The organism is Amycolatopsis sp. NBC_01286 (assembly GCF_035982555.1).
Classification (GTDB): domain Bacteria; phylum Actinomycetota; class Actinomycetes; order Mycobacteriales; family Pseudonocardiaceae; genus Amycolatopsis.
Genome location: NZ_CP108428.1, coordinates 3,802,451 through 3,815,943 on the forward strand (window position 1 = coordinate 3,802,451; position 13,493 = coordinate 3,815,943).

Annotated in this window: 10 protein-coding genes; 8 read left to right on the forward strand and 2 right to left on the reverse strand. The window is 69.0% G+C overall.

Features of this window, described 5'->3' with window-relative positions:
* Window positions 1-188 precede the first annotated feature (188 nt).
* From typA to OG570_RS18480, 5 genes are all read left to right on the forward strand, one after another.
* On the forward strand, window positions 189-2,114 hold the full coding sequence (gene typA / locus OG570_RS18460) for a translational GTPase TypA (RefSeq protein WP_326944309.1): 1,926 nt from the start codon (window positions 189-191) through the stop codon (window positions 2,112-2,114).
* Between the two features lie 362 nt (window positions 2,115-2,476).
* A complete protein-coding gene (locus tag OG570_RS18465) occupies window positions 2,477-4,213 on the forward strand; it encodes an ABC transporter family substrate-binding protein (protein ID WP_326960070.1) in 1,737 nt (578 codons plus the stop codon).
* Window positions 4,214-4,497: 284 nt separating this feature from the next.
* Complete coding sequence (locus OG570_RS18470) at window positions 4,498-6,306, forward strand: ABC transporter family substrate-binding protein (protein WP_326944308.1); 1,809 nt, start codon at window positions 4,498-4,500, stop codon at window positions 6,304-6,306.
* Window positions 6,307-6,495: 189 nt separating this feature from the next.
* Window positions 6,496-7,512 (forward strand): ABC transporter permease, encoded by a 1,017-nt coding sequence (locus OG570_RS18475; RefSeq protein ID WP_247057550.1) that lies wholly within the window; start codon window positions 6,496-6,498, stop codon window positions 7,510-7,512.
* The gene (locus tag OG570_RS18480; protein ID WP_326944307.1) at window positions 7,505-8,434 is read left to right on the forward strand and encodes an ABC transporter permease; all 930 of its coding nucleotides are present in this window, start codon (window positions 7,505-7,507) and stop codon (window positions 8,432-8,434) included. Before OG570_RS18475 ends, OG570_RS18480 begins: the two co-directional genes overlap by 8 nt.
* A 381-nt stretch (window positions 8,435-8,815) precedes the next feature.
* On the opposite strand, the gene OG570_RS18485 is transcribed toward OG570_RS18480, so the two are convergent.
* On the reverse strand, window positions 8,816-10,594 hold the full coding sequence (locus OG570_RS18485) for an ABC transporter ATP-binding protein (RefSeq protein ID WP_326944306.1): 1,779 nt from the start codon (window positions 10,592-10,594) through the stop codon (window positions 8,816-8,818).
* Between the two features lie 113 nt (window positions 10,595-10,707).
* Here OG570_RS18485 and mshB point away from each other — a divergent pair, with 113 nt between their 5' ends.
* Genes mshB through OG570_RS18500 form a run of 3 tightly spaced genes read left to right on the forward strand, consistent with a single transcriptional unit; the run spans window position 10,708 to window position 12,729 of the window.
* Complete coding sequence (gene mshB, locus OG570_RS18490; protein ID WP_326957935.1) at window positions 10,708-11,553, forward strand: N-acetyl-1-D-myo-inositol-2-amino-2-deoxy-alpha-D-glucopyranoside deacetylase; 846 nt, start codon at window positions 10,708-10,710, stop codon at window positions 11,551-11,553.
* The gene (locus OG570_RS18495) at window positions 11,550-11,942 is read left to right on the forward strand and encodes a hypothetical protein (protein WP_326957937.1); all 393 of its coding nucleotides are present in this window, start codon (window positions 11,550-11,552) and stop codon (window positions 11,940-11,942) included. Before mshB ends, OG570_RS18495 begins: the two co-directional genes overlap by 4 nt.
* Complete coding sequence (locus tag OG570_RS18500; protein WP_326957939.1) at window positions 11,935-12,729, forward strand: hypothetical protein; 795 nt, start codon at window positions 11,935-11,937, stop codon at window positions 12,727-12,729. The genes OG570_RS18495 and OG570_RS18500 overlap by 8 nt, the downstream gene beginning before the upstream one ends.
* Window positions 12,730-12,738: 9 nt before the next feature.
* Here OG570_RS18500 and OG570_RS18505 read toward each other — a convergent pair whose 3' ends face one another.
* Complete coding sequence (locus OG570_RS18505; RefSeq protein ID WP_326960072.1) at window positions 12,739-13,443, reverse strand: site-2 protease family protein; 705 nt, start codon at window positions 13,441-13,443, stop codon at window positions 12,739-12,741.
* Window positions 13,444-13,493 lie beyond the last annotated feature (50 nt).

The window sequence follows — 13,493 nt, forward strand, 5'->3', positions numbered from 1 at the left end:
CGCTCCTCGGATCGACGTCGCTGTCCGGCCCTCCAGATTAGGAGAGCCTAACCGATCTTGGGGCGTGGGGCTCCTCACAATGGGGGTGCAGGTATCCTTGGTGAGGTCCGCGTGTGACCAGAGCCGGTCACAGGATGCCTGACGGGCTTACGCGGCCACCCACACCTTTGAAGTTCAGGAGTCTCCGCGTGCCCGCAGCCAGCGCTACCGTCGAAACCGGCCGGCCGACCGGTAAGACCCGGCCCGACCTGCGCAACGTCGCGATCGTCGCCCACGTCGACCACGGCAAGACCACTCTGGTCGACGCCATGCTCCGGCAGTCGGGCGCTTTCGCCGAGCGCGCCGAGCTCGTCGACCGCGTGATGGACTCCGGTGAGCTCGAGCGCGAAAAGGGCATCACCATCCTGGCGAAGAACACCTCGATCCACCGCGAGACGCCCGAGGGCTCGGTGACGATCAACGTCATCGACACCCCCGGCCACGCGGACTTCGGCGGTGAGGTCGAGCGCGGCCTGGCGATGGTCGACGGCGTCGTCCTGCTGGTCGACGCCAGCGAGGGCCCGCTCCCGCAGACCCGCTTCGTGCTCCGCAAGACCCTCGAGGCCAAGCTGCCGGTGATCCTGCTGGTCAACAAGGTCGACCGGCCGGACGCGCGGATCGCCGAGGTCGTCGAAGAGACCCACGACCTGCTGCTGGACCTGGCCGGCGACATCGAGGACGCCGACCTCGACGCCATCCTCGACCTCCCGGTCGTCTACGCCTCGGCGCGCGCCGGCAAGGCGAGCCTCGCGCAGCCCGAAGACGGCGGCATGCCCGACAGCGAGAACCTCGACCCGCTGTTCGACACCCTGCTCCGCCACGTCCCGCCGCCCGCGGCGGACCTGGACGCGCCGCTGCAGGCCCTGGTCACGAACCTCGACGCGTCGAACTTCCTCGGCCGCATCGCGCTCATCCGCATCCACGCCGGCCGGCTCCGCAAGGGCCAGACCGTGGCCTGGATGCGCGAAGACGGCACCGTGCAGAACGTCCGGATCTCCGAGCTGCTCGTCACCGAGGCGCTCACCCGCGTCCCGGCGACCGAGGCCAGCGCGGGCGAGCTGGTCGCCATCGCCGGCATCCCCGAGATCACCATCGGCGACACCCTCGCCGACTCCGAGACGCCGGTGGCGCTGCCCCGGATCACCGTCGACGAGCCCGCCATCTCGATGACCATCGGCGTCAACACCTCGCCGCTGGCCGGGCGCAACGGCGGCGACAAGGTCACCGCGCGGCTGGTCAAGGCCCGCCTCGACGTCGAGCTGATCGGCAACGTCTCGATCCGCGTGCTGCCGACCGAGCGCCCCGACACCTGGGAGGTCCAGGGCCGTGGCGAGCTGGCGCTGGCCATCCTGGTCGAGCAGATGCGGCGTGAGGGCTTCGAGCTGACCGTCGGCAAGCCGCAGGTGGTCCTGCGCACGATCGACGGCAAGCTGCACGAGCCGTTCGAGCGCCTCTACATCGACTCGCCGGAAGAGCACCTCGGCTCGATCACGCAGCTCCTGGCGTCCCGCAAGGGCCGCATGGAGGACATGAGCGGCAACGGCACCGGCCGGATCAAGCTGGTCTACGTGCTCCCGTCGCGCGGCCTGATCAGCTTCCGCACCGACTTCCTCACCGAGACCCGCGGCACCGGCATCGCGAACCACGTGTTCGAGGGCTACTTCCCGTGGGCGGGCGAGATCCGCACCCGGCACAGCGGCTCCCTGGTCGCCGACCGGACCGGCCCGGTCACCGCGTACGCGATGATCCAGCTGGCCGACCGCGGCTCGTTCTTCGTGGAGCCGGGCGCCGACGTCTACGAGGGCATGGTCGTGGGCGAGAACCCGCGCTTCGAGGACCTCGACATCAACATCACCAAGGAGAAGAAGCTGACGAACATGCGTCAGTCCTCCGCCGACGTGATGGAGACGCTGGCCCGGCCGCGCAAGATGGGCCTGGAAGAGGCCCTGGAGTTCTGCTCGGTCGACGAGTGCGTCGAGGTGGCCCCGGAGGTCGTCCGCGTCCGCAAGGTCACGCTGGACATCAACACCCGGGCCAAGGAGCGCTCGCGCGCCAAGAGCCGCGACAACGTCTGATCCGATACGCGAAAAGGGCCTTCCGGCGAGTTGCCGGGAGGCCCTTTTCGCGTACGCGGTGACCCTGTGTCCGAAACACCCCGGCCCAGCGTCACCGAATTCGAGTATCTTCTCCTTATATCTTTATAGGCGTCCCGCCTGGTGTTCACCTCCGCCCGGCGCCGTCTCGTGTCCGGGCCGTGTTCGTTCCGCCGTTCCGGAACGGTCCGGGAACCCGGACGGTGGTCCGCGCGTCCTTTTCCATAGCGCCACGATGGGGCGCCGGACCCGGCCGATCCGGGTATGGGAATCTCGGTTCCGGCGGCGGTGGTGGTCATGGGAACATGGCTGACCCGATCGGGGAGAATCCGGAAGGACTGGGCGTGCGGGTGAATCGCAAGGCGGGGCCGGTACTGGCACTCGCGGCCGTGGTGCTCGCCGCTTGCTCGAACACCCCACCACCGCCGGTCGTGTCGTCGTCGGTGGCGCCGGCCTCGACCACCGGCAAGACCCCGTCGCAGATCGTCGTCGGCGTCGACGACGTGCTCGGCGGGTACAACCCGCACAACCTCGCGGACTCCTCGCAGGTGACCTCGGCGCTCTCGCAGCTGCTGCTGCCCTCGGTGTTCCGCCAGAAGGACGACGGCAGCACCCAGCTCGACAAGAACCTGATGAAGTCCGCCGCGGTGCTCTCGCAGCAGCCGTTCGTCGTCGCCTACGACATCCGGCCGGACGCGTCCTGGTCCGACGGCGCGCCCATCGCCGCCGAGGACTTCGACTACCTGCGCACCCAGATGCGCGACCAGCCCGGCGTGATCGGCCCGGCCGGCTACCGGCAGATCACCGACCTGCAGTCCCGCGAGGGCGGCAAGCGCGTCGAGGTCACCTTCGCCAAGCCGTACCCCGGCTGGCAGACGCTGTTCTCGGACCTGCTGCCCGCCCACCTGCTCAAGGACGCCCCCGACGGCTGGCGCGGGGCCCTGGCCACGAACTTCCCGGCCATCGCCGGCCCGTTCTCGATCAAGAGCCTCGACACCGCCCGCGGCGAGGTGATCCTCGAGCGCAACGAGCGCTACTGGGAGAAGCCCGCGGCGATCGACCGGATCGTGCTGCGCCGCTCGGACCAGAACACCCTGCTGGCCGCGCTGCGCAGCGGCAACGACCAGTTCGCGCTGGCCCGGACCACCGGCGACGAGCTCAAGCTGCTCGGCGAGCTCGGCTCGGCGGTCCAGCTGCACACCGTGGCCCGGCCGCTCGTCGCCGACGTGCTGCTGCGGCCGGTCAGCGCCACGCTGCAGGACGCGCAGGTGCGGGCCGGGGTCGCCGCCCTGCTGGACCGCACGAAGCTGATCACGGAGGGCGTCAACGGCGGCCCGTCGGCGGCGCTGCACGCCGACGCCCAGGTGAAGGCGCCGTCGGTGGCCGGGTACACCGCGACGATCCCGCCCGGCCCGCCGACCGCGCCCGACGTCGCGAAGGCCGAGGAGTCGTTGAAGGCGGCCGGCTACACCAAGACCGCGGGCACCTGGCGCAAGAACGGCAAGGCGCTTTCGCTGGTCATCGCCTCGCCCGGCACCCAGGAGCCGTACGCGTCGATCGCCAAGGAGCTCACCAGCGAGCTGGCCGCGCAGGGCATCGAGGTCAACGCGATCACGCCGCAGCCGCGGGACCTGTTCAGCGGCCTGCTCGCGATGCCGGTCGTCGGCGGGGTCCAGCAGCCGGCCGGTGACTCGGCGGGCAACGTCGGTGTCGACATCGCGGTCGTGCCGCAGGCGGTCGGCGGCGACACGGCGTCGGTCCTCGCGTCGACCTTCGGTTGCCGGCCCGAGCAGACGGCGACGGGGGCGGACACCACGAAACCGGTCGTTCCGGGCAATTCGGCGGGCTTCTGCGACGCGGCGCTGCAGCCGTCGATCGACGCCGCGCTGTCGGGCGCCACGCCGATCGCCGAGGCCCTGACCACCCTTGAGCCTGAACTTTGGCGTCAGAACGTGGTGATTCCGCTGTTCCAGATGGCTGACACCCTGGCGATCGGTTCGGGCATCTCGGGCGTCACACCGGGTCCCCCCATGGTGGGCCCGTTCGGGTCGGCCGTGAACTGGACTCGCGGCCCGAAGTAATCAGTCGGCTACGCATTCAGTACTACCGAGTGATCTTTACCGACGCCTTCGGGTGGGGGGCATTGATTCCATGAGGTAACCGTCGTATTTCTGGATGTCCACTGGAAGTCACCCTTTGGTCACGATCGACCCTGAACTGGTGACTGTCGGTGCTTTTCCTTTCTAGCGTGCACCCGCAGTGCGCCAGTTGAGTGTCGCTTGGCGTGTCGTAGGCTCCGGCCCAAACCGGAGCGGTGTGGGTCCTTGTCACAATTCAAGGGCTCAGTGCTAGGAGGGCACACTTCATGAGGAGAACCAAAGCAGTCTCCGCCTTGTCGCTCGTCGCAGGCGCCACGCTGCTGCTGAGCGCCTGCAGCGGTGGTGATTCGGGCTCGGGTAGCACCGACACGAACGGGTCGTCGACCGACGTCAAGGCGATGGCTGTCGGCAAGGCCGAGACCGGTGACTCGTTCAAGCTCGCGGACGTCAAGGGCTGGGACGGCACGGTCACGGTCGGGATCGACGACGGCTATTCGGGGTACAACAACAACACCCCGGACACGAACAGCTCGTACAACACGTACATCTTGACCGCCGTCATCGAAGACTCCTTCGTCCTCGACGGCAACAACAAGGTGCTGCTCAACAAGGACATCCTCGACTCGGCCGACGTGACGACCAAGGACCCCCAGGTCGTCACGTACAAGATCAAGCCGAACCTCAAGTGGTCCGACGGCGAGGCCTACAACTGCAAGGACTTCTACCTGGCGTGGCTCGCGCAGAGCGGCCAGGCGAAGGGCGCGGACGGCAAGAACCCGTTCAACGCCGCCTCGACCACCGGCTACGACAAGATCAAGACCGCCACCTGCAAGGACGACCTGACCCTCGAGACGGACTACAGCGAGCCGTACCTCGACTACAAGGGCCTGTTCAGCGGCGTTGCGGTGCTGCCGGCGCACATCCTCGAGAAGGGGACCGGCATCCCGGACATCTCCAAGCTGGCGCCGACCGGCGACCCGGCCCTGGTGACCAAGGCCGGCGACTTCTGGACGAACAAGTGGAAGGGCTTCGACAAGGCGCTCATGCCGGCGTCCGGCCCCTACATGATCGATGCGTTCGACGCCAACCAGAAGGCCGTCACGCTCGTCAAGAACCCGAACTGGGCGGGCGGCAAGGGCGGCCCGAGCAAGATCATCGTCCGGGCCATGGAAGACACCAAGGCCATGGCGACCGCGCTGCAGAACGGTGAGATCGACGTCGCGGCGTCGACCCAGCCGGACGCCACCGCGGCCCAGACGATGAAGGGTCTCTCGGCCCAGGGTGTCACCTACGGTTCGGCTCCCCAGCTGACCTACGAGCACCTCGACCTGCAGTTCAACCGCATGTTCAAGGACGACGCGCTCCGCAAGGCGTTCTTCGAGTCGGTCGACCGCAAGGCGATCACGGACAAGCTGCTCAAGGAAGTCCAGGCCGACGCGGCCCCGCTGAACTCGATCGTGTTCTTCCAGGGTGAAGAGGGCTACACCGACCTGTACGGCAGCAAGGCCGGTCTGGGCGCCGAGGCGGCGGCGAAGACGCTGACCGACGCGGGCTGGGTCAAGGGCGGCGACGGCATCTTCGCCAAGGGCGGCGTGCGCGCTTCGTTCAAGATCACGCACAACCAGAACGCGCGCCGCAGCCAGACCGTCGAGATCATCATCTCGCAGGCCAAGGCGGCCGGTATCGAGGTCAAGGACGAGACCGACGCCAACTTCCTCAAGGGTGGCCGCGTCTCGACCGGTGACTACGACATCGCCCTCTTCGGCTGGTCGTCGGCTCCGTTCAAGTCGCAGTCGCGGTCGATCTACGTCTGCCCGACCAACGGTGGCGACCAGAACTACCAGAACCTCTGCGACCCGAAGATCGACGACGCGTTCAAGACCGCGGTGAGTGCCACGGACGAGACCGTCAAGACGCAGAGCTACCAGGCCGCGGACAAGGCGATCGCGGACAAGTACGCGACCATGCCGCTGTTCCAGACGCCGTCCATGTGGGCGTTCAAGGGCATCGACCGCGTGTACATGCAGTCGTACAACGGTGTCCTGTGGAACGCCGGCGAGTGGGAGAAGAAGTAACGGGGCTCGCCCTGACGCTTCTTTCCCCTCGCTCCAGATGACCTGGGAGGTACCGGGGCCCGGCCACGAGCCGGGCCCCGGTACCCACCGGAAGTAGCTGTTGACCGTAGGGTTACCACCACTACGGTAGACAACCGGGTAGCGGTCCAGCGCACTTCTGACGACCAGGCCCGGATGAGGAGCAGTTCGTTGAACCTGGTGATCTACATCCTTCGCCGTCTGGCGATATCGATTCCCGTCCTGCTGGTCGGGACCTTCTTGTCGTTCGTGATGGTCGCCGCCACCGGTGACCCGCTGGGCGAGATCCGCAACAACCCGCTGATGAGCAAGGACGCGATCGACGCGCTCTCCCACAAGCTGGGGCTGGACCAGGGCGTCATCCCGCGCTACTTCACCTGGCTCGGGCACTTCCTGACCGGCGACTGGGGCACCTCGATCGCGCAGGGCAACGCTCTCGCGCCGGTCGCGCCCAAGGTCACGGCCGCGTTCGCCGTCACGCTCAAGCTGGTCGTCGGAGCCGAGATCCTCGCGCTGATCATCGGCATCATCGTCGGTGTGCTGGCCGCGGTGAAGCAGTACTCGATCATCGACTACATCGCGACCACCCTGGCCTTCCTGCTCTTCTCGATGCCGATCTTCTGCGTCGCGATCGTGCTGAAGCGCTACGCGATCGAGATCAACGGCTGGGTGCGGGACCTGGGCCTGTCCGACGTCCTCGGCAATCCATGGCTGCGCACGATCAGCCCGGAGCAGCTGAAGACCGACGGCGTCGGGGACTTCATAACCAGCACGGTCGGCGCGTACCTGCTGCCGACCCTCTCGATCATGGCGATCAGCTTCGCCGCGTACAGCCGCTTCCAGCGGGCTTCGATGCTCGAGGTCATGAGCTCGGACTACGTGCGCACCGCGCGCGCCAAGGGCCTGGCCAACGGCCGGGTCATCTTCCGGCACGCGTTCCGCAACGCCCTGATCCCCGTGACCACGCTGTTCTCGGTGAACTTCGGCTCGGTGCTCGCCGGGGCGATCATCACCGAGACGGTGTTCAACTGGCACGGCATGGGCACGCTGCTGGTGGAAGCCGTCACGAAAAACGACACCCAGGTGCTGATGGGCTGGCTCGTGGTCATCGCCTCCAGCGTGGTCGTCGCCAACCTGATCGCCGACCTGATGTACGGCATCCTGGACCCGAGGATTCGCGTTGGCTGACTTGAACTCACTTCTCGCGAGCGAAACCGCGACGGCCGACGGCACGCTGCCGCCGGAGGCCCTGCCCGAGCCGCGGAGCCAGGGCAGACTGGTCCTGCGCAAGTTCCTGCACCACAAGCTGGCGATGGCCTCGACCGCGGTGCTGGTCCTGATCATCGTGCTCAGCATCCTGATGCCGATCTTCTGGCCGCACAGCTACGAGGACAGCTCCTTCCCGTCCTTCGCGAAGCCGAACGGGGACTTCCCGCTGGGCACCACGCAGGTCGGCAAGGACATGGTGTCGCAGATCCTGCGCGGCACCCAGTTCTCGCTGCTGATCGCGCTCACGGTGTCGATCCTGTCGACCTTCGTCGGCGTCGTCCTCGGTGCACTGGCGGGCTACCTGCGCAGCTTCACCGACTCGGCGATCTCGCGTGTGACGGACCTGTTCCTGATCATCCCGCAGATCGCCGCGGCGGCCATCCTCGCCAAGGTGTTCGGCGGCGGTGCCTGGTACATCGTGGCGCTGGTGCTGGCGGCCTTCGGCTGGATGCAGATCGCCCGGATCACCCGGGCCGAGGCGATGTCCCTGGCCCAGCGCGAGTTCGTGGACGCGGCTCGCGCTTCGGGCGCCGGCACGTTCCGGATCATCTTCAAGCACCTGGTGCCGAACATGGTCGGCAGCATCACGGTCAACGCGACCCTCGCGGTCGCGCAGGCCGTGCTGGCGGAAGCCGCGCTGTCGTTCATCGGCCTCGGTGTCCAGCTGCCGGACACCTCGCTCGGCCGCGTCATCCTGGAGAACTACGCCCAGCTGCAAACGCGGCCGGCGCTGTTCTTCGGGCCGTTCATCGTGCTCGTGCTGATCTCACTGACGATCAACTTCATCGGTGACGGCCTTCGAGACGCCTTCGACCCGCGACAGCGGAGAATGAAGGCCTGAACGCACACCGCGGGGGTGACCGGATTCCGGTCACCCCCGCGGTCGTTTTGCGGAGAGTTCGTGACGCCGAGCACCGCCTCGGCCTCGACCAGCCCGTCCCCGCGCGGTGCTTCACCTGGCTCGGCAACTTCCTGCTCGGGTGACTGGGGCATCTCCGTCGCGCAGGGCAACTGTCCATCATGGCCATCACATTCGCCGCTCACAGCCGTTTCAGCGCGCGTTGATGCCGGGAAGGTCCTGGACCGCCGACTACGTGCGCACAGCGCGCGTCGATCGGCATCCTGTGGCCCCGCAGCCGCGTCGGCTGACCCCACAAGGCCCGGAAACGCCGAAGGCCGCCACCCGAGCCGGGTGGCGGCCTTCAGCTTGTCTCGGAGAGCGTCAGTCGGCGACCGGCGCCAGCCGGCCCGCTTCCCAGGCCGCGCGGCGCTCGGCCTGCAGCACCGGGTCGGCGACCGGGGCCGCCGACAGCAGGCGCCGGGTGTACTCCTGCTGCGGCGAGTGCAGCACCTGGTCACGGGTGCCGACCTCGACGAGCTTGCCGTACTGCATCACCGCGACGCGGTCGGCCAGCAGGTCGACCACGGCCAGGTCGTGGCTGATGAACAGGCACGCGAACTGCAGCGACTGCTGCAGGTCGAGGAACAGGTCCAGCACGCGGGCCTGCACCGACACGTCCAGCGCCGACGTCGGCTCGTCGGCGATCAGCAGCGCCGGGTCGAGCGACAGCGCCCGGGCGATCGCGACGCGCTGGCGCTGGCCGCCCGAGAGCTCGTGCGGGTAGCGGTTCATGTAGTGCCCGCCCAGCTCGACCTTGTCGAGCAGCGAGCGCACGCGGGCCGAGAGCTCCTTGCCGGCCAGCACCTTGTGCAGCACCATCGGCTCGGCGATCGACTCGCCGATCGTCATCTTCGGGTCCAGTGTGGACGCCGGGTCCTGGAACACGATCGAGAAGAACCGGCGCAGCGGGCGGATGTCCTTCGCGGACATCGTCGTGATGTCACGGCCCGCGATCGCGATGGTGCCCTGGGTGGCCCGGAGCAGGCCGACGGCGCAGCGGCCGACGGTCGACTTGCCCGAGCCGGACTCGCCGACCAGGCCGACGATCTCGCCCTTGGCGATGGTCAGCGAGACGTCGTCCACCGCGCGGTTCTTGCCCTGGCCGCGGCGGCCCGGGTACTCGAGGACCAGGTTCTTGATCTCCAGGGCCGGCGCGGCCTCTTCGATCACGGCCTCCAGCTCGGCGTCGGCCAGCCGGATGTCCTCGGCGATCTTGGCCGCCTCGGTGCTGTCGGCGTCGATCCCGGTGTCGAGCAGGCGACGGCCCTCGGGGCGCTGGCCCAGGACCGGCACCGCGGCGAGCAGCCGGCGGGTGTAGTCCTCCTTGGGCGAGGCGAACAGGTCGCGCACCGGCGCCTCTTCGACGATCTCGCCCTGGTACATCACGATGACGCGGTCGGCCATGTCGGCGACGACGCCCATGTCGTGCGTGATCAGCACGATCGCGGTGTCGAGGGTGTCGCGCAGCTTGCGCAGCAGGCCGAGGATCTCCGCCTGCACGGTGACGTCGAGCGCGGTGGTCGGCTCGTCGGCGATGATGACCTGCGGGTCGCAGGCGATCGCCATGGCGATGACGACGCGCTGGCGCAGGCCGCCCGAGAGCTGGTGCGGGTACTGCTTGAACCGCTGCTCCGGGTTCGGGATGCCGACCATGTCGATCAGCTCGACCGCGCGCTTGTCGGCGGCGGCCTTCGAGATGTCCTGGTGCGACCGCAGGGCCTCGCGCAGCTGCCAGCCGACCGTGTAGACCGGGTTCAGCGCCGTCATCGGCTCCTGGAAGATCATCGCGACCTGGTTGCCGCGGATCTTCTGCATGTCCTTCTCTTTGAGGTCCGCCAGGTTGCGCTCACCCAGGCGGAGCTCGCCGGCGATGCGGCTGGTCTTGGGCAGCAGGCCCAGCACCGACATCGACGTGACGGACTTGCCGGACCCGGACTCACCGACGACGGCGACGATCTCGCCGGGCTTGACGTCGAACCCGATGCCCTTGACCGCGTCGACGACGCCGTCCTCGGTCGGGAACGAGACGCTCAGGTCGGAGATGGACAGAACGGATCCCGACACGTCGGCGACGTTCGCCGAAGTTGCTTCAGTGCTCACCAAGATGCCCTTCGTGGGGGTACAGACCATCGCGACGCGGCGGTCGCGACTCGCGCGAGGATAACCGAGGGTGTCCCCGACTTGGGTCGGAGCACGGGAATTACGCTCAACCCGTGATCTCTCCGGTACCGCGAAGACTGCTGCTCGTCCACGCCCATCCCGACGACGAGAGCATCACCACCGGCGCCACGATCGCACGATACGCCGCCGAGGGCGCCGAGGTGACCGTGGTGACCTGCACGCTGGGTGAGGAAGGCGAGATCGTCCGCGAGCTGCCGGAGCTGGCCGGGCTGGGGGCCTGGGCCGCCGACCAGCTGGGCGGTTACCGCGTCGCCGAGCTGAAGGCCGCGTGCGCCGCGCTGGGGGTGTCGCGACATCGTTACCTGGGCGGGATCGGCCGGTGGCGCGATTCGGGCATGGCGGGCACGCCGGCGGCGTCCCACCCGCGGGCGTTCACGGGCGGCACCATCGAGGAGCAGGCCGCGCAGCTGGCGGCGGTCCTCGACGAGGTCCGGCCGCAGGTCGTCGTCACCTACGACGCGTTCGGCGGTTACGGCCACCCCGACCACATCCGCGCCCACGAGATCACCATGGCCGCGGCGCCGCGGGCATCGTCGGTCGCCCGGGTGTTCCACACGGTCGCGTCGCGTGACGACGTCCGCGCCGGCCTCGCCGAGCTGCGGGCCGCCGGGACGTCCCGCTTCCCGGTGCCGCCGGACGCCGAGCTGCCGGTGACGCCGGACGAGGAGATCACGACGGTCCTCGACGTCGCCGCGCACCTGCCGGCGAAGCTGGCGGCCCTGCGCGCGCACGCGACGCAGCTGACCGTCGTCGAGGGCGCGGTCCCGCACTTCGCGCTGACCAACGAGCTGGCGCAGCCGATCCCGGCGCGCGACTGCTTCGTGCTGGCCCACGGCCCGGCCGAGGGCGCGGCCGGCGACCTGTTCGGTGGACTGTGACCACGCCGGACCGGTTGACCGGGACCCAGATCGCGTTCCTCGCGCTGCTCGCCTTCGACGCCGTGCTGCTGGGCGTGCTGGAGCTGTTCTTCCTGCCGCTGCGGATCGGCGTCGTCCCACTCCCGGTGACGGTGCTGGTCGGCGCGGTGACGACGCCGTGGCTGGTATCGACCACCGCGAAGCTGGTGCGGCCGTCTCTTTCGTGGGTACCCCTCGTCGTGTGGGTGCTCGTCGTGTTCGGGTTCGGCATGCTGGGTCCGGGTGGTGACCTGGTGCTGATCCAGGACTGGCGAGCGCTGCTGCTGCTCGGTGCGAGCGCGCTGCCCGGCGCGATGGTGCTCGGCGGTGGGCTGGGCCGTGCGGCGGGAAGGAAACCGGGACGTGGCTGAGGCGATTTCCGACAAGCAGGTCGTGGCGGTGCTGCGGCCGTTCGTCCGGGCGTGCGGCCCGATGCTGGACGCGCTGCGCGAGTCCGACCCGTTCGGGCTGCAGGCGCGCGACCGGCGCGAGCACGATGATCTCGCCGAGGTCGAGTCCGGGCTCAAGGCGAAGCTGATCCACGGGCTGACGTCGGTGAAGGTCCCCGGCACGGCCGCGTGGGGCCGGATGACCGGCTACGACCGGTCGAGCTGGTGGATGAACCGCGTCGGCCGGTTCACCGCGCTGCTGACGTCGATCCCCGGCCTCGGCGGCGCGCTGGCCGACCGGCTGCCGGTGCAGGACACCCTCGGCGCGGCGTCGCAGGGGCTGCTGCTGTGCGCGATCGCGGGCGAGTACGGCGTCACGGACGTCGGCACCCGCGTGCGGCTGATCGCGTCGGTGCTGTTCGAGCGCGACATCGACCCGGATCTCGCGGCGGGCAAGCACGCGGAGCACGACGAAGCCGCGGAGGCGGAAGAAGCCGCGAGGCTGACCGAAGAGCTGACGGCGTCGGAGAAGAAGCACGGCAAGGCGACGGTCAAGGCCGCCGCGGGCACGCTGTGGCGCCTGGGCCGCGGCCTGATCGGCATCACGGGCGAGCTGGAGAAGCGGCCGCGGGGCAACTTCGTACACCGCGCCTTGGGCATGCTCCCGGTCGTCGGCGCGGCCGGCGACTACCTCGGCGAGCGCTCCGGGCTGAAGGAGGTCTGGAAGCGGGCGCACACCTGGCTGACGGAGCAGGCGCCCGCCCGCTGACCCGGCGCGTCAGTTCCAGAAGCGGAAGACGCTGGCGCCCGCGCGGGCACCCTCTTCGAAGCCGCCCAGGCCGTTGTAGATCCAGAACGCGCCGTCCCACAGAGCCGTGCTCGCCGGGGTGAAGAACCAGAGGATCGCGAACAGGATGATCGGCGCCCACGGGCGGACCTGCGCGCCGAACGCGCGGGCCTGCGGCGGCAGGTACGGCTCGATCGCGCCCCAGCCGTCGAGGCCGGGGATCGGCAGGATGTTCAGGATGAACGTCAGGATCTGCAGCAGCGCCAGGTAGGACATCGCGACGACCAGGCCGCCCGCCATCGGCACCAGCGCCACCACGAGCGCCAGCGCCGCGCCGACCGCGAGGTTGCTCAGCGGGCCGGCCAGCGAGACCCACGACGACGTCCCGCGCGAGCGCAGCGCGCCCCGGTTGATCCAGACCGCGCCGCCGGGCAGCGGGATGCCGCCGATGATCAGGAAGATCAACGGCAGGACGATCGACAGGACCGGATCGGTGTACTTCCGGACGTCGAGCGTCAGGTAACCCTTGTGGGCGACGCTGGCGTCACCGCCCCGGTAGGCGACTATCGCGTGGCCGAACTCGTGCAGCGACAGCGACGCCACCCAGCCGGCGGCGACGAAGATCACGACGCCGGCGATGAGGAGTGGATCGCGATCGCCGACCAGGACGGTGGTGACGTCGCCGAAGGCGGCCATCACGCCACCGGCGACGGTGAGGGCGAGGATGCCGAGGAAGACCGGGCTGG

Excerpts from the sequence above, each read along its gene's own strand:
- OG570_RS18470 (WP_326944308.1), top strand. The coding sequence starts at position 4,498 with ATGAGGAGAACCAAAGCAGTCTCCGCCTTGTCGCTCGTCGCAGGCGCC.
- OG570_RS18505 (WP_326960072.1), bottom strand. The coding sequence starts at position 13,443 with ATGGCCGCCTTCGGCGACGTCACCACCGTCCTGGTCGGCGATCGCGAT.